This window comes from Novosphingobium sp. FG137 (assembly GCF_057809735.1).
This window is the reverse complement of the sequence record NZ_JBMDKN010000006.1, coordinates 232,373-250,191: the sequence shown is the minus strand read 5'-3', so window position 1 is coordinate 250,191 and position 17,819 is coordinate 232,373. Positions and strand designations below refer to the sequence as shown.

At 62.6% G+C, this 17,819-nt stretch carries 17 protein-coding genes and 2 tRNA genes; 8 read left to right on the top strand and 11 right to left on the bottom strand.

Going from position 1 to position 17,819, the window contains the following annotated elements; genetic code table 11:
- Window positions 1-285: 285 nt before the first annotated feature.
- From ACODS2_RS17965 to ACODS2_RS17955, 3 genes are read right to left on the bottom strand one after another with little or no spacing between them, the layout of a single operon-like run.
- Window positions 286-537, bottom strand: a complete 252-nt coding sequence (locus ACODS2_RS17965) for a YciI family protein (RefSeq protein ID WP_489000041.1) — start codon at window positions 535-537, stop codon at window positions 286-288.
- Entirely contained in the window at window positions 534-1,028 is a 495-nt protein-coding gene (locus ACODS2_RS17960; RefSeq protein WP_489000040.1) for a cupin domain-containing protein, read from the bottom strand. Before ACODS2_RS17960 ends, ACODS2_RS17965 begins: the two co-directional genes overlap by 4 nt.
- Window positions 1,029-1,050: 22 nt before the next feature.
- Complete coding sequence (locus ACODS2_RS17955; protein ID WP_489000039.1) at window positions 1,051-2,025, bottom strand: quinone oxidoreductase family protein; 975 nt, start codon at window positions 2,023-2,025, stop codon at window positions 1,051-1,053.
- A gap of 97 nt (window positions 2,026-2,122) precedes the next feature.
- Between ACODS2_RS17955 and ACODS2_RS17950 the strand changes: the two genes are divergently transcribed.
- Window positions 2,123-2,989 (top strand): LysR family transcriptional regulator, encoded by an 867-nt coding sequence (locus ACODS2_RS17950; RefSeq protein WP_489000038.1) that lies wholly within the window; start codon window positions 2,123-2,125, stop codon window positions 2,987-2,989.
- 412 nt (window positions 2,990-3,401) lie between these two features.
- Here ACODS2_RS17950 and ACODS2_RS17945 read toward each other — a convergent pair whose 3' ends face one another.
- Together ACODS2_RS17945 and ACODS2_RS17940 are read right to left on the bottom strand one after the other, a co-directional pair.
- Window positions 3,402-3,638 carry a hypothetical protein gene (locus tag ACODS2_RS17945; RefSeq protein WP_489000037.1) on the bottom strand — a complete coding sequence of 79 codons (237 nt, stop codon included), beginning with the start codon at window positions 3,636-3,638 and terminating at the stop codon, window positions 3,402-3,404.
- Between the two features lie 148 nt (window positions 3,639-3,786).
- The gene (locus ACODS2_RS17940; protein ID WP_489000036.1) at window positions 3,787-4,347 is read right to left on the bottom strand and encodes a chemotaxis protein CheB; all 561 of its coding nucleotides are present in this window, start codon (window positions 4,345-4,347) and stop codon (window positions 3,787-3,789) included.
- 596 nt (window positions 4,348-4,943) lie between these two features.
- Here ACODS2_RS17940 and ACODS2_RS17935 point away from each other — a divergent pair.
- Both ACODS2_RS17935 and ACODS2_RS17930 read left to right on the top strand, forming a co-directional pair.
- A complete protein-coding gene (locus ACODS2_RS17935) occupies window positions 4,944-5,399 on the top strand; it encodes a phosphate-starvation-inducible protein PsiE (protein ID WP_489000035.1) in 456 nt (151 codons plus the stop codon).
- A 566-nt stretch (window positions 5,400-5,965) separates the two neighbouring features.
- Window positions 5,966-6,901 carry an inositol monophosphatase family protein gene (locus ACODS2_RS17930; RefSeq protein ID WP_489000034.1) on the top strand — a complete coding sequence of 312 codons (936 nt, stop codon included), beginning with the start codon at window positions 5,966-5,968 and terminating at the stop codon, window positions 6,899-6,901.
- A 32-nt stretch (window positions 6,902-6,933) separates the two neighbouring features.
- Here the strand turns inward: ACODS2_RS17930 and ACODS2_RS17925 are convergent, their stop codons facing one another.
- Both ACODS2_RS17925 and ACODS2_RS17920 read right to left on the bottom strand, forming a co-directional pair.
- A complete protein-coding gene (locus tag ACODS2_RS17925; RefSeq protein WP_489000033.1) occupies window positions 6,934-7,770 on the bottom strand; it encodes a carbon-nitrogen hydrolase family protein in 837 nt (278 codons plus the stop codon).
- A 67-nt stretch (window positions 7,771-7,837) separates the two neighbouring features.
- Window positions 7,838-9,253 carry an aldehyde dehydrogenase family protein gene (locus tag ACODS2_RS17920; RefSeq protein WP_489000032.1) on the bottom strand — a complete coding sequence of 472 codons (1,416 nt, stop codon included), beginning with the start codon at window positions 9,251-9,253 and terminating at the stop codon, window positions 7,838-7,840.
- Window positions 9,254-9,345: 92 nt separating this feature from the next.
- On the opposite strand from ACODS2_RS17920, the gene ACODS2_RS17915 reads away from it, so the two are divergent.
- The 4 genes from ACODS2_RS17915 (at window position 9,346) to ACODS2_RS17900 (ending at window position 12,596) form a co-directional block, all read left to right on the top strand.
- Window positions 9,346-10,248, top strand: coding sequence for a LysR substrate-binding domain-containing protein (locus tag ACODS2_RS17915; protein ID WP_489000031.1), 903 nt, complete (start codon window positions 9,346-9,348; stop codon window positions 10,246-10,248).
- A 165-nt stretch (window positions 10,249-10,413) separates the two neighbouring features.
- Entirely contained in the window at window positions 10,414-11,421 is a 1,008-nt protein-coding gene (locus tag ACODS2_RS17910) for a zinc-dependent alcohol dehydrogenase family protein (protein WP_489000030.1), read from the top strand.
- A gap of 23 nt (window positions 11,422-11,444) precedes the next feature.
- Window positions 11,445-12,302, top strand: a complete 858-nt coding sequence (locus tag ACODS2_RS17905; protein ID WP_489000029.1) for an oxidoreductase — start codon at window positions 11,445-11,447, stop codon at window positions 12,300-12,302.
- Window positions 12,303-12,392: 90 nt separating this feature from the next.
- Window positions 12,393-12,596 carry a hypothetical protein gene (locus ACODS2_RS17900; protein ID WP_489000028.1) on the top strand — a complete coding sequence of 68 codons (204 nt, stop codon included), beginning with the start codon at window positions 12,393-12,395 and terminating at the stop codon, window positions 12,594-12,596.
- A 79-nt stretch (window positions 12,597-12,675) separates the two neighbouring features.
- Here the strand turns inward: ACODS2_RS17900 and ACODS2_RS17895 are convergent.
- Window positions 12,676-12,752: transfer RNA gene (locus ACODS2_RS17895), tRNA-Pro, on the bottom strand.
- Between the two features lie 444 nt (window positions 12,753-13,196).
- Between ACODS2_RS17895 and astD the strand changes: the two genes are divergently transcribed.
- Window positions 13,197-14,600, top strand: a complete 1,404-nt coding sequence (gene astD / locus ACODS2_RS17890) for a succinylglutamate-semialdehyde dehydrogenase (RefSeq protein ID WP_489000027.1) — start codon at window positions 13,197-13,199, stop codon at window positions 14,598-14,600.
- 56 nt (window positions 14,601-14,656) lie between these two features.
- Here astD and ACODS2_RS17885 read toward each other — a convergent pair.
- The 3 genes from ACODS2_RS17885 to ACODS2_RS17875 all read right to left on the bottom strand — a co-directional run bounded on the left by ACODS2_RS17885 (window position 14,657) and on the right by ACODS2_RS17875 (window position 17,571).
- Window positions 14,657-14,732 (bottom strand) — tRNA-Ile (locus ACODS2_RS17885).
- Between the two features lie 48 nt (window positions 14,733-14,780).
- Window positions 14,781-15,782 carry a polysaccharide deacetylase family protein gene (locus ACODS2_RS17880; protein WP_489000026.1) on the bottom strand — a complete coding sequence of 334 codons (1,002 nt, stop codon included), beginning with the start codon at window positions 15,780-15,782 and terminating at the stop codon, window positions 14,781-14,783.
- A gap of 16 nt (window positions 15,783-15,798) precedes the next feature.
- Window positions 15,799-17,571: a histidine kinase dimerization/phospho-acceptor domain-containing protein gene (locus tag ACODS2_RS17875; protein WP_489000025.1), complete on the bottom strand. Its 1,773-nt coding sequence runs from the start codon at window positions 17,569-17,571 to the stop codon at window positions 15,799-15,801.
- Between the last annotated feature and the right edge of the window lie 248 nt (window positions 17,572-17,819).

The following is a 17,819-nucleotide window of genomic DNA, read 5'->3' as shown; positions in this document are numbered from 1 at the left end:
CAGCAATGCGCGTATCTCACCGGGCTCAGGGTTGCAGCAAAGGTATCCGGCTGTCGCGCGTGAGGGATTGCGAAGCCTGTCAATCTTATGCGTCACGCAAGAAACTGGAATATATAGATATTTAAGTTCGCCACGGTTGGCTTCGTACTCAAATCCCTGACTGTGGGGCGCAGCTACCAATCGCAGGAAAGCTGACGTCAGTCTGTTCGCGCTCGATCGGCCAGAATTGGGACGATGCTGACGCCCCCCTCTTCACCCAATAGCGCAAAACGAGCAAATCGCACTTCAGGTCGCATCCCACTCAAACACCTCACACGTGGAGCAACCCGCCACGTGTAAAGGATCACTGAGCGCTAGCAGTCTAGCTTGGTCAAAACCAGCCGCGGACAGCACGTAGGCTCCCCCCGAACGGTCCATAAATGGCCCCGCGCACTCAAGCAGGCCAGCCCCGCGCAGACCTTCCAGAAAGGCGTAATGTTCGGGCAGAATGTCACTTCGGAAAGCCGGGGTGCGGCGCGTGATCACGAGGTATTTCATGGCTGCACCGCCTTTGCAGCAAACGACGAGCCATCCCTGCGCAGAAATTGACGGGTGCCGTCCTCATCCATGGCAGAGACCAGATCCTCATCTGGATATCGGACCAAGTCGCCTTTGCTACGGTCACCGATCTCGAGCACGAGAACCGGTTCGGCGGTTTCGTTCACCAGGTGATGTGCTGGGCCGCCAGCGGCGAAGCCGGCGCACATACCAGGCTGCAGGACCATCTCGGCCTGCTCCGTCCGCAGGGTTGGTGTTCCTTGCAGGACATAGACAAATTCGTCCTGTTGCGAATGTGCGTGCAGGAAGGCAGAGGCCGCACCCGGACCGAGCAGCGTGAGGTTCACGCCGAACCGGGTGAGACCGAACAGGTCACCCAACGGCCGCTTTTCGCGCGCGCCCAATCTTGCGACAAGATCGATCGGAAAGTTTGCCGCAGGTCCCTTGGGCTCCACATCCCAGGCGGAAACAGCGATAACAGGTGCAATCATGATGGGTTTTCCTGTGACTGGATCAGAACGTCAGCAACACCGAACCGGTGGTCTGGCCCGCTTCAAGCGCGGCATGTGCTATGGCGACATCAGCAAGTGCGAAGGTCGCACCAATTTCGACGTGGAGGCCTAGCGCCATCTGAGCAAAGAGCGCAGCGGCCGCGTCACGGTAAAGGTCTGAATCGGCGGCATAAGCGAGCACGCTCGGCCGGGCCAGCGCGAGCGATCTGCGAGGGCCGAGATCAGGGAGCTCGATGATCGGAAGCGATCCGCCGGCCTGACCGACGCTCACGACGAGGCCAAAACGCCGAACACAATCAAGGGTACGCAGCAGGGTCGCGCCGCCAATGCCGTCGAACGCGGTATCAACGCCCCGACCGTCGGTCAGTTCGAGAACTTCGCTTACGAAGTCGGCCTCCCGGTAAAGAATGGCGTGCTGAAGACCATAGCGCTGCGCAAGTTCAGCCTTTTCCGCCGATCCAACCGTGCCGATTACCGTAGCGCCGAGGCGGCGCGCCCACTGGGTCAGAAGCAGTCCCAGTCCTCCTGCTGCGGCATGGACCAGCACCACATCGCCGGGCTTCGTCCGGGCAACATGGTTCAAGAGCATGTGGACGGTGATACCCCGCAGCATGGCCGCCGCTGCGGTCCGCTCGGAAACGTTGGTTGGCAAGCGTATGGCCCGCTCTGCCGGAAGCAAGCGCGCCTCGGCATATCCGCCTATCGGCAGACCCGCCCAGGCCACCCGATCACCGGGCTTGAAATCGATAACTTCATCACCGACCGCCTCGACAATTCCCGCGCCCTCAGCGCCAAGGACCGCCGGAAGCTCCGGTAGGGGATAGAGGCCAGTCCGGTGATAGATATCGACATAATTCACACCGGCAGCAGATTGCCGGATGCGGATTTCACCGGGACCGGGATCGCCGACATGCACGTCCTCGATTTCCAGGGCGCTGGCATCGCCTGCGGACTTCATCCAAGCAATTTTCGCCATATCGACCTCCTGCCTTCAGGGCAGGCGCCGGATTAGCTGCCGGATAATCGCACAGGAATTCCTTGTCTCCGCACAACACGTGTGCAAATTTGCACAAGTGAACTGGGATGATCTGAAATACTTCCTCGCTCTGCTACGCGCCGGAACACTCTCGGCTGCGGCACGCAATCTCGGAACCGAACACACCACGATCTCCCGGCGGATCGCATCATTGGAAGAAAGTCTTGGCTTTCGGCTGTTCGAGCGGACTTCAACCGGCTTTGCGCTGACAGCTGAAGCCGAGCCCATCGCTGATTTAGCCGCCCGCATCGAGGAGGACACATTCAATATAGAACGCCTGGCCCAAGGCCGGCAGTCCAGCCTCACTGGCGTGGTGCGGATCACCGCCCCGCCGACCTTCGCCAGCAAGTTTCTTGCCGCGCGCCTTGGTGCGTTGCGATCATCGCATCCCGGCATAGAGCTTGAACTGGTCGCGGACAGTCGCACCGTAAGCCTGTCCCGCCGGGAAGCCGATGTAGCGATCCGGCTGAGCAGGCCAAAGGCAGCCTCGATCCTGGCTCGGCGTCTTGGGTCACTGGCTTATGGCCTTTATGGCGAGCGTCGATATGTGGCGCAAACCAGCGAACCGGAGCGGGCTCTTGTTGGGTATGACGAAACGCTCGAACACGTGCCGCAGCAGCAGTGGTTGCACTCATTGAGCCATGCCTCTGGGCTGGTCTTTCGCAGCAATGAACTTGCTACGTTGCTTGAAGCTGCCGCAGCGGGAATTGGTCTGGCGGTGCTGCCGAGGTTTCTTGGCGATCCAGATACACGCCTCGTGCTGGTCGAGACTTGCCCGCCACCACCAGCGCGCGATTTATGGCTGCTCCTTCATCCGGATCTGCGCCGCTCGCCGCGCATCAGGGCGGTCGTCGATCATCTTGTGGCAATTGTTCAAGACGGGAAATCCATACTTGATCCTTGAGCCCTCGCTAGAGGCTGAGTGACTGCAGCGTTCGCGAAGAATTGTGCTGAGATCTTCGCCATTTGGTCGCCTCGATGGCGCTGTTTATGAGCATACGGCCCAGTCGGATGGCGCTTATCGACCGGTTGAAACCACCGCTACTATCCGACATTACCAACTGAGCGGTTATATGTTTTAGCGGCATCGGCGGTTCAAAAGCCTGCCGGAGGTGCGGCGCAAGCTGGCCTTACGGCTCCAAGACCAAAACATTGTCCCCCCACACTCGTCACTTGGCGATCGCATGCCGCTTCAAGCGCGTCAGGCGTTTGCGCTGGATGAGAGCCGTCAAGCCCGACGCGATCGGACTGGCGACACAGTCCCCATGTCAAATTCGCAGACTCATGGCAAAAATGCGGAACCCTCCATGGGCAGTTCAAGGTCTATCGCGCGCGCTGCAAGGGCAGTTTGGTACTTTCTCATTTTCGGCGTATTGTTCGCTATGGACGTAGCTGGCGAAACAGAACTTGCGATGGTTCAGCGGCACGTTCAGGAGAGTGAGCGCCATGTTCGACAACAGCGTGTGCGTATTGCCCTGCTTCGGAAGAGCGGTTTGGTCACGGATGATGCCGATAACTTTCTTGAAGAGATTTTGAGGGTTCTTGGCATGCATCAGGCGCATCTAAATCGACTGAAGGCCCAAGATTCAATTAAAGGCACTAACTAAAAATCTGCGCAATGGACTGCAATTAAGCCATGTTTAGAACGTTTTGGCATGATAATCGAGCTGGTTAGATGTTGATCTACTGTGATGCTCGCAGTCAACCCGCAAATATCGTCCGCGTTATATCTCGGATTTTTTCACCGATGGCTTCGGGCACAAGCACATAGTCGATGCAACCTGATGCAATTGCACTGTTCGGCATGTCCGGTTCCTTGGCGCTTGCGGGTTGCTGGGCGATGGTGATGCCGCCCACATCCCTGATCCGGCACAAGGCGTCGGCGCCGTCACCGTCATAGCCAGAAACGATGACGGCGATGATCTTGCCTTGCCAATTCTGCGCCAGCGACTGGAGAAAAACGGTAATGACGTCGGGCCATCCGCGCGGCTTGGATATCGGTTCAAGGCGAAACGCACCGTCGCACACATGCAGATCGCGCCGCGAAGGAATGATGAAAACGCGATTTGGCTGGATATCCAAACTCTCGGTGATCAATGCAACCGGCATCGCTGTAAAGCGCGGAAGAATTTCGTGGAGCCGTGTCGCGACGACCCGCAAATGGTTGACGATGACGATTGCGACGCCGAGATCGCTGGGAAAATGCTGCAACAGGCGCACATAGGCGTCGAGACCGCCGGCGGATCCGCCTATGCAGACCACTGGAAATTCGTTGCTGATCTGTTTTTCTCCGAGTTTGCGGCGGATTGGGCAGAGTGCACTGTCGATAGGACAAGGGCACGGCTACCGCTTCGTTGGTCGAGATCGGCAACCGGAAAGGCAATCTCGTTTCCTTTGTCATCAGGTCCGGTTGACGAGCGCAGCTCCCCGACAACCAGTCTATTTGATGTGATAATCGCAGTGGATGGCAGAGACGGAATCTACGCAGTCTGACTAACATCGCTAGCGCGGGGAAACACCGCTATCTCGGCGACACCGGCCTGAGCGTTGCGCGCTGATGAAAGTCACCAATACTATGGTCGTGCTCTGGAACTACCGGACCGCAGTCGGTCAATCTCACCCTTGCAGGGAAAACGATGCCGACCGTGCCTCATCGATCGGTGTCGGGCGGAACCCAACGTCCACCGGGCGCTTCGTGGATGACCGCAAATTTCTAATGCCGGCCATTCTCTATAGATTGCTTGCTCCTCGCGGGAATGGCTGTTTCCGGATAACCTCTCGACGCAGTTATCAGTCGTAGCTGGGGCGCATTTCAGGCATCCCGGATTCAAGAGGCGCGTGCTATAGTCTTGTCGATTATGCCGCAGCCGCTGGCTCCCGAACCGCCAACTGAAGGCGACTTGCCCTCTGACAGTGGCTACCGACCGGCTGTGGGTAAGACCGAAGATGCTATCGCCACGCTGGGCTTTCATCTGGTCGAACGGATCCTGCTCTTGCTCGTCGCGCTGATGACAGTCGGTGGCGCGATTGCGGAGATCGTCGACATTTACCAGACGCGGTCCATCACGCTGGCTGATATCTTGCTGATGTTTCTCTACACCGAAGTGATTGGCATGGTCAGCGTGTTTTACACCGGCAAGGGCGCAACGTTCATCTATCCCATTTTCATCGCCATCACCGCGCTGGCACGCCTTATTGTTCTGCAAAGCAAGAACATGGCCCCCGAGAACATCGTGTTCGAAGCAAGTGCCATCCTGCTGCTTGCGCTGGCCGCGGTCGTGATCGCACGGGTCAATCAGCGGGGGGATGGCTGAGGCGCTCTAGCGTTTGGCGTTCCCGCAACCGGGCGCAAGATGCAGCGGTGCGGTTTGAATGCCAAACGCGAGAGTGCCGCCTGCAGCAACCGCTGCAATCTGCTTCCAACCAAGCATGGGCAATCAAGATGCGAGAGGTCGTCCAGAGCCTGTCGGTTTCAACGACCACCATTTGCGTGCGCCGGCGAGCCCTGTTCAGGCTGCGGCCCCCAACTCCATGAGATCGAAGAGTTTCCGGGCCATCAAAACTGCGGCAGGCGCGTTGGCGGCTCGGCGTATCAAGTGGGTCGAATTCGTGTGCGGGTCATGGCTTGTCAGGGCTGTCTCACCCTCGCTCTCATCTATGTGAGTTTCATCTCAGGTTCACGGTCTGCGGGGCCAATATGGAGAAAGGCGTTGTTAGATGCGGTGAATGCGGAAAAGCGTCTTGCCCATTGCGCGGCCGTGTCGCGCTGACGAAGGAAGGCCAATTGCTGCCCGCTTGCAGGACCTGACGGGAGGCCTGGCAGCGGCGCCGTTACCCTTGGAGCGCTCGTCGATGAGACGGCGTGAATGAGGAGGCAACGATGCCGTTTGTGAACGTGAAGCTTGTCGAAGGCGTATTGAGTACCGAAGAGAATCACGCGATGGCCGCAACCTTGACTGGTGTGATGGTGCAGTTCGAAGGCTCAGAGTTCCCCTTCATCCTTCCACCGGTCACCTTGTCAGACCGAACTGAGGCCGAAATGTTCAAGATCGATCACGATGTTTGCACCCAGCTTGTTTGCGCCATCGCCGACGAAATCGCCGCCAGTAGCCCTCTTGTCACACGCGCAGGCTCCGTCGCCGATGCGATTGCGCATGTGCGCGCTGTCAGTGATGCAGCGGCGATGAAGCTGCGTACCGCTTTGGCCGATCATTATCCCGGGATCGGTTGGACGCATGAGACAAGTCACCCGACCGATGAGGTGTACTGGCTCTATGATCCGATCGACGGTGCCTACCACTGGCTTCAGGGGCTGCCGCTCTGGTCGAGTTCGCTCGTCCTCGTTTGTCGCGGCGAGCCTGTCTTTGCGATTGTTTACGACGCAACCATGCAGGAGGTGTTCGTCGCTGCAAAAGGGGAGGGGGCGACCTGCAACGGTGCCACGGTCAGGGCGGCGGCAAAGTCCGAGTTGGCTGCATGTGTCGCCGGTACAGCGATCCCGCCCCTGGCGCAGGTTGGCGCAGTTGAGCACGATGACGCTCTGGACTTGTTGCGGACTGTCGCGCGCGCCGTCTTCGTCGTTCGGCCGATGGCCGCGACTTCGCTTCAGCTAGCCTATGTCGCGGCGGGCCGGCTCGATGCCTATTTCGAGATTGGTCACGATGTCGCCGACTGGCTCGCTGGCGCGCTATTGGTCCGTGAAGCCAAAGGTATCGTCACCGACCTTTCAGGCAGGCCGTTCGGTTGGTTGGGCGACGGTATCCTTGCCGGCAGCGCCAACCTCCATGCTGCCATGGTGACCGCCATCAAGCGCTGAGCGGGGGGCATTTGGCAGCAGACCGCAGGATATCACCGCGTCTGGCTCGTTCCGGTCTCGGGCCGTGCGAACCGCTCGCGCACATAAACCGGATATGCGAACTTCGCATCTTCCGCAGCCTGTCGGTCAATGACTACCGCCAACTGAGGCTGTGCCGGTCCGGTTTCGCCGATCGCATTCGCCGCCGGGTCAAACGCAAAACCAACCCCACCGAAAACTGGAGAGGTGCCATCTGCTGAGCCGACGCGATTTGAGCTGATGACATAAGCGCCGCTGACGATGGCGGCCATGGCGCCAGCCGTTCGCCAAGTGGCCATGCTCCGTCCCGAAGCGCGCGGCACCACAATTACATGTGCGCCTTGCCTGCCCAGCGCGCGGGCATGTTCGGGAAACATCAGTTCCGTGCAGAGAAGCACGCCAATCGTGAGGCCGGCAATCACATGTGTATCAAAACCCGCTTTCGCCGGTGCGAACCAGCCATCCTCCTGCCAACCTTCCTCGGCGGGAAAGATGTGCTTGTGATGCAGCACCTTGTAGACACCATGCTCGAGGACAAACGCCTCGTTGGCGAGATGGCTCCTCTCCCAGACCGGGCGCGATGAAATCACGGCCGTGGCAAGTCCGGATAGCGCCGGGAGCGCTTCGGCATGAAGCTGCGCCCAAGCCTTCGCCTTTCCGGAATCATAAGGCAAAGCCTTGGGTAGCCAGCTGCCAAACGGCATCTCGTTAGTGACCAGGATATCAGGCGCGAGATTGCGGACGGCTTCAGCGCAGGCCCGCCATTCGGGGTTGTCGACTTCCAGGCCATCTGGCCATTCAACCATGCATACTTTCGTCATTGCAGCCTCTTCAATGACCCGATCCGTCATTCCCGCCTCGTCACTGCCAACGCTGAGTTGCCCCCCCGCGAAGGCTGGGCAACTCAGCATGCAGGTGTCAACTCACCACGACGCGAGGCTCGAGGAAAGCGGTCAAGCCGTATACACCGAATTCACGCCCGATGCCCGACTGCTTGAACCCGCCGAACGGAGCCCTCGGCTCATGCGCGGCGCCGTTGATGGCGGTGCGGCCGCTCTCCAGCTGGCGGGCAATGCGGAGCGTGCTGCCCTCGTCGCCGCCAAAGACGTAATTCTGCAGGCCGTACGTCGTGTCGTTGGCGATCCGCAGTGCATCCGCCTCGTCCTCGTAGGCCAGGATACTCAGCACCGGCCCGAATATCTCTTCCCGCGCAATCCGCATGTCGTTGTGCACATCGGTGAACAGCGTTGGCCTCACGAACCAGCCGCGTTCAAAGTCCGCCGGTCGGCCAGGGCCGCCAGCCAGCAGGCGCGCGCCTTCAACTGATCCCAGCGCGATATAGGCCTGCACGCGGTCCCACTGGCGCTGACTGACCATGGGCCCGATCCTTGCCTCCGGATCAGTTGCAGGGCCTACCGGGAAAGCGCGCAGTGCGGCAACGAGCATTTCCTCAAGGTCCTTCTTTCGCCGCCGGGAAACCAGGATGCGCGTGCCCGCGATGCATGCCTGACCGCTGTTGATGAAGCCGTTCGCCAGGACCATGGCAACCGCACGGTCCAGATCGGCATCGTCGAGGATGATCTGGGCACCTTTGCCGCCAAGCTCCAGCGTGATGCGCTTCATGGTCTCGGCACCGGCACGAAGGATCGCGCGGCCGGTCGCGGTCGAACCTGTAAAGCTGACCTTGGCCACATCCGGGTGCGCGGCCAGCAAAGCTCCTGCCTCCGCGCCATCGCCGTTCACGATGTTAAGCACACCTGCGGGCAATTCGGCCTGGTGCAGAACCTCGATGAGCGTTTCGGTCTGGATGGCACTCATTTCCGAAGGTTTGATCACGATGGGCGAGCCTGCCGCGACCGCGGTCGCAAGCTTGGCGCAGATGAAGCCGATGTTGCTGTTCCACGGCGTGATGGCGGCCGCGATACCGAGCGGCCGCATCTCGACCTCCGCTCGCCCTATGGCCTGGCGCCAGGGATATTCCGTGACTGTCTGAGCCATGTCGAGAAAGACAGAGTTTGCATGGCGCACGGCCATGGCGGTGAATTGCGCAGGCGCGCCGTATTCCTCGCGCATTGCCGCGATCAGTTGACCCTCGCCGTTGGCAACTGCCGCCGCGAGGCGCTGCAGGCTGAGCACACGCTCTTCGGGCGGGGTAACCGAAAAGGCAGGCCAGGCGGCTTTGGCCGCAGCCACGGCAAGGTTCACATCATCGGCGTTCGAGAGGCGTACCGTGCCGATCTGCTCCTCGGTCGCGGGGTTGTGCAAGGGCAGCGAGCGGTCAGATGAAGCGGGCCGGAATTGGCCGGCGATGTAGTTGTTGGTTATGGTGCGCATGATGTCCTCCAAGCGAGGGCTCGCAAATGGACACGATCCTGTGGCAAGATAAGCAGGACAATCCTGGACAGCCTGATGAGGTGGATCGATCAATGCGTGTCACGCTCGCCGAGTTGGAGGCCGTGCTGGCCGTCGCCCGGAACGGTGGTTTCCGGGCTGGCGCGAGGGCGCTCGGCGTATCGCCTTCCGCACTCAGCCATGCGATTCTCGCACTGGAGGAGCGACTGTCGGTCCGCCTTTTTCACCGCACGACCCGCAGCGTTGCGCTGACTTCGGCCGGTACTGATCTCATCGCAAGGATCGAGCCTGCCATGGGCGCCATCGAGGCGGCGATCGAAGGCATCGGCGCTCATGCCACCGAGCTGACCGGGTCGTTGCGGATCAACACCTCACGCGGCGCAGCGCGCCTGATGCTTGAGCCGGTGCTGCTAGCCTATCACCAGCGCTACCCCAGGGTGTGTCTGGAAGTGGTGACGCAGGACGCGTTGATCGACCTGACGGCCGGTGGGTTCGATGCCGGCGCGCGGCTGCAGGAAGCCATCCCGCCGGACATGGTTGCCGTCCCGATCTTTCCCCGCCTGCGCATGGTGGTGGTAGCAGCACCGGGCTATCTGGAGGGACGTGCACACCCCCGCATGCCCAGGGATCTGCTTGCGCACGACTGCATCCAGATGCGTCTCTCAGGCGGCCGGCTCTATCGCTGGGAGTTCGAACGCCATGGCGAATCCATGGCGCTGGAAGTGACCGGAAACCTGATCCTTGACGGTACGGACCTTATCCTTGCCGCAGCGCTTGCCGGTGCCGGCATCGCCTATGTCGAGGAACGCAGTGCCATGTCCCACATCGCCGAAGGGAGCCTTGTGGAACTTCTGCCGGACTGGACTCCACCCTTCGAAGGCCTCGCGCTCTATTTTGCCGGACGGCGCCACTTGCCGCCCAACCTGCGCGCGCTGGTCGACCTGATCCGGGAAATGAGGCTCGGGGACGACGGTTAGCGTATAGCAAAAACGCAAACAGAGAGATGTGAACCCTGCGCTGCAGCAAACCGGCAGTCGCCCGCTCTTCATTCCCAACAATTGTGAATGACAATCATGCAGTATCGTTGATTTTCATTCAAGAACGAGGGAGCCATCATCACGGCATCGAACAGGAGATGCCCGATGAACTCCATACCGACCACGCTCGCTGCCGTTGCCGACATCGTCAATGGCCCCTTCAACCTCCGCACGGTCGCCCGCCCTCAAGCAGGCGCAGGCGAGGTCCTGATCCGCGTCCACGCCAGCGGCACCAATCCGCTCGATACCAAGATCCACGCCGGTGAGGCAGCCCATGCCCGTCGGCCGCTGCCCGCGGTGCTGGGCATGGATGTGGCCGGGGTCGTCGAAGAAGTTGGTCCCAGCGTTACGGCCTTTGCCGCGGGCGACGAAGTCTACGGCCTGATCGGCGGCGTGGGCTCCTTGCCCGGCACGCAGGCGCAGCATGTCGTCGCGGATGCCCGCCTGTTGGCGCACAAGCCCGCCAACCTGACGATGCGCGAGGCAGCGGTCCTGCCGTTGGTCACGATCACCGCTTGGGAAGGGCTGATCGACCGCGCAGCCATCCGCCCCGGCGACAAGGTGCTGGTCCAAGGCGGCGCCGGGGGCGTTGGCCACGTTGCGGTGCAGATCGCGCTGGCCAGAGGCGCCCGCGTCTTCGCCACCGCGTTTGTCGCTGACCATGATTATCTGCGAGGCCTGGGTGCCGTTCCGATCGACGCCACGCGGGATGTCGCCGACTATGTTGCCGAGCACACCGAAGGGCGCGGGTTTGACGTGGTGTATGACACCGGCGGCGGGGCGATGCTCGATGCCTCGTTCCAGGCGGTGCGTCGCTTTGGCCATGTTGTCAGCTGCCTTGGCTGGGGTGCGCATGCACTCGCCCCGCTGTCGTTCAAGCAGGCAACCTATTCCGGCGTGTTCACGCTGCACAGCCTGCTGGCCGACGAAGGGCGTGCCCATTACGGCGAGATCCTGCAGGCGGCTTCCAACATGGCCGAACGCGGCAACCTGCTGCCCCGGCTTGATCCGCGCCAATTCAAGATGGACGAGATCGGTGCGGCCTATGACGCCGTGACCGGCCGCAACGGCGCCCAGCGCGCTCAGGGCAAGATCGCAATCACCATTGCCTGAACCACACCTCTAGGAGACACATCATGGCCGATTTCTCTGGTAAAGTCTGGCTGATCACGGGCTGCTCGTCCGGCTTTGGCCGCATTCTGGCCGAAATGGCGCTGGCACGCGGCGACCGCGTGATTGCTACCGCGCGCAAGGTCGAGCAACTCTCCGACCTGACCGCCGGGCGCCCTGGTCACTTGTTGACACTGGCGCTCGATGTCACCGACCCGGCGTCCATCAACGACGCCATGGCGCAGGCCGAGGCCACATTTGGCCGCGTGGATGTACTCGTCAACAATGCCGGTTTCGGGCTGGTGGGCGCGGTGGAGGAACTGGAGCCTCACGAATATCGCCCGATGTTCGACACCAACCTGTTCGGCTTGATTGAGGTTACGCGTGCTGCGCTGCCCCTCATGCGGCGTGGTGGCGGCGGGCGGATCGTCAACTTCTCATCAGTCGGTGGCTTCACCGGGCGGCAGGGCTTCGGCCTTTACAACGCCAGCAAGTTTGCAGTTGAGGGGCTGTCCGAAGCCTTGGCCGAAGAGGTCGCTCCGTTTGGTATCAAGGTCATCATCGTCGAACCGGGCGCCTTCCGCACCGCTTTCCTCGGCCGCTCGATTGCAATGGGGGCCACCCGGCTTGCCGCCTATGAGGCCACGAGCGGCGCGACACGCGACTTCAGCGCGGCGAATGATGGCGCCCAGCTCGGCGACCCACGCAAAGGTATGTCGGTCCTGATGACGGCCATTCTGGCCGAACAGCCACCACTGCGCCTGCCGCTGGGCCGGGATGCGTTTGCGCGAATTGACGGCAAGCTGGCAGCTGTGGCCGCAGACTTGGTAGCTTGGCGTGCGTTGGCTGAGCAAACTTCGCACGACGGACTTACGCTACCGTAAAGCTTAGCATAGCCCGAAAACAAGTTGTCTGATCGGAACACGAGAGCGGGCGTTTTTTATGCTCACCAGGTCCAGTTCGAAGGCGAGACCATGAGCGCAACAGTCGCGGCTTTGGCCGTGGTGGGTCAAATGGGGTATGACTGGAAGACTGTCAGCGGAATGGAATACTGGGCTTACAAGGGCGTGAAGCTCTCCAGCCTCGACGACGGACATTCGGCCATTGAATTGAACGATGAGCAAGGCATGGCCGTCGCAACTCCAATCGAAGTAGCCGGCCCGCTCATCAACTCCTGAAGGCTTTGCAATGTCTCATTGAGTCGGTTCCGTGAAATTTGAGTCACGGCTTATGCAATCCGACATCCTGTGGGATTTTTGGTCGGGGAGACAAGATTCGAACTTGCGACCCTCTGCTCCCAAAGCAGATGCGCTACCAGGCTGCGCTACTCCCCGACCGGGACCCCCTAGAACATGCGGTGGCGGTGCGGCAAGGCGCAATCGAGTTTTCCGCTACCGTTCGGGAATAGGGAGCCTTGGTATTTCATCTTAGTACTGGCATATTCTATAACAGTTCCGCCGCGGGGCGAAGTGGCGGACGAGCGGGAGCAGGTCGGTCTATGGCGGAGTTTTTCAAGCGACTGCGGTGTCTGGTTGGCAAGCATTCGCCGTCGCGGCGTTCTGTGCGGTATGAAGGGCATCTCAAGATCGGACCATGCAAGTATTGCGGCCGGCAGCTCGAGAAGGGCGGGAATGGGCGCTGGGTCACCCGTCACCTCACCAGCAGCGCTGGCAAGCCCAAGGTCATCGAGGAGGATTGAGCCGGGTGGTTGACCTTCAGAGGGCGCGCGCCCAATTGGCTAGCGGGTAATACCGACCCCTGAGCCAAGAGGAGCGATCATGACCACCTGGACTTCCACCGACCCCATGACCGGCGATGTGCTGTGGCAGGGTGAGGATGCGGACGTCGATGCTGCGGTCTGGGCAGCCCGCGCGGCGCAGGGCGGCTGGGCACTGCGCCCGCTGGCGGAACGCATCGCTATTGCAGAGCGCTATGCCGAAGTGGTGAAGGCGAATGCCGAAGATTTTGCCCGGGTCATTGCGCGCGAGACGGGCAAGCCCCTGTGGGAAGCCCGCACCGAAGTCGGCACGGTGGCGGCCAAGGTTGCCATCTCGATCACCGCGCAGGCCGAGCGGGCCGGTGAGCGGTTCGGCGAGGCAGCCGGCGTGCCGCAGGCGCTGCGGCACAAGCCGCATGGCGTGCTGGCGGTGCTGGGCCCCTACAATTTCCCCGCGCACTTGCCCAACGGCCATATCGTGCCGGCGCTGCTGGCGGGCAACGCCGTGGTGTTCAAGCCATCCGAACTGACCCCGGCCTCGGGCGCCTATATGGCAGGGCTGTGGGCTGAAGCAGGTCTGCCCGAAGGCGTGCTGGTGGTGACGCAGGGCCGCGCCGATACCGGCCGCGCGCTGGCCGCCCATCCGGAGCTCGACGGGCTGTTGTTCACAGGGTCCTCGAACACCGGCCTCGCGCTGCATCAGGCATTTGCCGCGCGGCCTGACCGCATCCTGGCGATCGAGACCGGCGGCAATAATCCGCTGATTGCATGGGACATTGCGGAAAGCGACGTGGATGCGGCGGCCTCGCTGGTGCTGCAATCGGCGTTCCTTTCGGCGGGCCAGCGCTGCACGTGCGCGCGGCGGCTGATCGTGGGGCCGGACGGCGATACGCTGATCGCTGTGGTTGCTGCCATGGCTGACCGGATTATCGCGGGCGGGCCGTTCGACGAACCGGCGCCGTTCATGGGCCCGGTGGTCGATATGAACGCTGCGGCCCGAGTCGAGCAGGCGTGGGACGCGCTGGTTGCGATGGGCGGAAAAGTGATCCGGCCGCTGCAGCGTCTGCGCGAAGGCACGCCGCTGCTTTCGCCCGCGATGATCGACGTGACTGGCCTTGCCGTGCCCGACGAGGAAATCTTCGGTCCGGTGCTGCAGATCATCCGCGTGGCCGATTTCGATGCCGCGATGGCGGCGGCCAACGCGACGCGCTTCGGCCTTGCCGCCAGCCTGATCGGCGGCGACGAGGCGCTCTACCGCAGGTTCTGGGCCGCTTCGCGCGCTGGGGTCGTCAACTGGAACCGGCCAACCAACGGCGCGGCGTCCTCCGCTCCGTTCGGCGGCGTGGGGATTTCGGGCAACCACCGCCCGAGCGCCTATTACGCGGCGGATTACTGCGCGTGGCCAGTGGCAAGTCTGGAAAGCCCAGCGATCGCCGCGGCAGCGCTGACGGGGCTGCGCGGGTAGCGCCACAATCCGGCGTGAGAAGGACGCTGCCAGCACACCTCAAGCGTACTTCAGGTTGGTGGGCCCGGCAGGATTCGAACCCGCGACCTAGCCGTTATGAGCGGCCAGCTCTAACCGCTGAGCTACAGGCCCACCTTGATCGTCCGGTTAATGCGCTGCCGGGCGAATGGCAAGCGCGGCTCAGACCTCTACGCCGGCGATGATATCGGCCACGCCGGCAGGACGGATCTGGCGCTGCTTGAGATAGGTGAAGACCGCGCGCCACCAGTCGTAGAGCTGATCGAGGCCGTCCGCATCGCGCACATAGGGCGTGAGGCCGGGGCGCAGCGAGGGGCTGTGGAAGGAAAATACGAGAACCGGCAGGCCATCATCGAGTGCGATGTCGATACCTTTGATCGCTTCCTCGATGCTCACGCCTTCCGGGGTCAGCGGGATGCGTTCGAGCATCGCCATGCGTGCAAGCAGGCCGCGCAGCTTGGGCATGCGCCATAGCATGGGATAGAGCATTGGGCCCTGCTGGCGCAGCATGCCCCAGAACACGGTGGTGAGCGGCAACTCCATCAGGCCGCCGGGCTTGTCGACCCACCAAGGCACGACCGGGTGCTCGGTGAAGTTGGGGCCGCCGGTGGAGCTGTAGTCGAAACGGGCGCGAACCGAGGTATCGATCGCGAGCCCGGCTTTCGAGAGGATCCCGGCGCTGGCAGGCCCGACGCCATACCGGCCGGCGCGGTAGATCAACGGGGCCTTGCCGAAGGCGCGCTCGATCGTGTCGTTCAACGTGTTGAACTTCGCCGCTTCCAGCTCCGGCGCAAGATTGCCCGCGTAGCTGTTGAAGACGTTCACTTCCTCGTCGTGCGGCGGGCTTACCCAGGGATGGAGCTGGACGCCGATTTCGGCACGCCCGGCAGCAACAGCCTCACCCAGCGCCTCGACCGCGGCGGGATCGGTCGCGATCGGGTAGTCGATCAGGTAGATCGGGGCGACGCCCACGCCTTCGCAGAACTGCTGGAAGCGAGCGAGGCGCGGAACGTGGCTGAGCCCGTGGCCGGTGCGTCCGAGCGGCTGCGTCCAGTCGAACTCTTCCTCGGTATCGACGGTGACGATGAAGCGCTGGCCGAAAGCGGGCGCGAAGCGCACGTGCTGCCTCGCACCCGGCACGTCGAGAATGTTCGGCTGAGCCACGCCTGCCACGGTTCCCTTAGCCGGTCTGGTTACCGACGACACCCTTGTGGCTAGGTGTATGACGTGCGGTGGTCAAGAGTGGGAGAGTTACATCCACACTTGCCTCTTCGCGCACCATGAGGCCGCCGGCCGCGCGCAGCTCCGCCCCGCACAGGCGCAGCGCAAAGCTGCTGCCGAGCATGCCGCCGGGGCTGGCGAGACTATCTGCGACGAGCGGCGCGCTTTCGCTCGCGGCGGCGAGCGAGGCGGGAAACGGAAGCCGCAGGCGCACCGCATAGCCCTGCGGGCCGGCGCCGACGCTGAGCGACAGGGCCATGCGCTCACCCGGTGCCGCAGCGCTCGCGATCAGGGACAGCAGGCGCCAGAGCGTGCGCTCAAGCTCGTCAGGCTGCACAGCGACGGGCAGCGGACCATCGGGGAGATCGTGCGACAGCACCACTTCGCGCGGGGCGAGCAGGGGATCGAGCTGGGCGATCAGCCGGGTGAGCAGCGCGGTGAGATCGGTCTCGCCCTCGGCTGGTTCGCCGGCGGGAGCGGGGGCGGTTTCGAGCAGGGCGAGCCGCTCCACATCCTCGAACCCCGCCAGCATGCGGGCGGCATCCGAAGCGATGCCGGCGGCGAGGCTGCGGTACTGGTGCGGCGTGGGGCCGAGCAGTTGCTGCTGGATCAGTTCGGCAAAGCCCTGGATCGCATTGATGGGCGTGCGCAGTTCATGCAGCATTTGCCGCAGCCGATCCGTACTGCGCTGCGCCGCATCGTCGGCAGCGGTGGACAGGGCGGCGACAGGGGGCGCGGGCGGGCGGCGCAGACGGGCATTCCAGCCGAGGAAATGCCCGCTATCGGGAGCGAAGCCTGGAACGGCATCGATGCGCCATGGCCCTGCGACCGGGGCGGGACCTTCGAGTTCCAGCCGACCGCCGATGACCGGCAGGCGCGCCCGCGCCGCGCCGAGCGTGCCGGGATCGCAAGTGACCGGCGCATCGGGATCGGCCGCGAAGGGTCGCAGCCCGACGAGTGCAGCGGCGAAGGGCGCAGCGGCGGGGGGTGTGCTGGCGGCGATCACCGTGCCGTCGGTATCGAGCGCGATGTCGATCGCGGTAATGGCAGGCGGCGCCGGGGGCGGCTCGTCCGTGAAGGGCAGGCGGCTCTGCATTGCGGCCTGCAGGGCACCGCATTCGATCGGGGCACCGGCCGGAAGATCGCGCGCGCGGCGGAAGGCTTCGATGCGGGCGATGATCGCACCGATGCCCTCACCCGCCTGAGGGGATGCTGCCTCACTGATCGGCGGGACGGCCGCGATCTGCGGGAGCGGCACGAGGCGCACCGCAGGCTCCTGCTGCTGTGCGAAACCGGGCGGCAGGGGCAGCGCGAAATCGGTCACGCCCAGCCGGGCCAGTAACCTTTCCACCTCGGGCCCCAGATCGCGGCGATGGCGCAGGAACCCGCGCGCCTGCACCGGAAGATCGGGAATAAGCCGGAGCCAATCCCGTTCCGTGAGGCGGGCCGAGATGATCGCGGCCAGTGCCACTTTGGGACCAGCTTCGGCAAAATGTTCGACCAGGATTGGTGAACGAAGGCCTGCAGCGGCAATAAGGGATGCACTCGCAGGTTCGCCCAGCATCGCGGTGATCGAATCAAGCCGGGTGAGCGCGGCGACATGCTGCTCGGTCCAGCGCTCGGCCGGGGTGCGGCCGAGGATGTCCAGCAACTGGCGCATTTGCGTGGCGACCGCACCCGGCCCGGCCGCGACAGTGCGCAGCACGGTTTCGAGGCGATCGTCGACAATCATGCGTTCTCCAAGCAGAGGGCAATGCGCGCAGGCGCGCCCGTGGTGGTTACCGGGACCCTAACAAAATGCGGGTGGGCTGGAAGGGGTCTGTTGATTGCGTTGCATTGTGGGACGATTGCGATATTAAACAACAAAATTATCGACAGCAGCCGCACAAGGTGTGGAAAGTTACCAAGATTGGCCGGACAGCCCTCTGCATGCAGCCTAATGTGCGGGTGTGGCAAGGGGCGGAGTTAACCAATTGATCC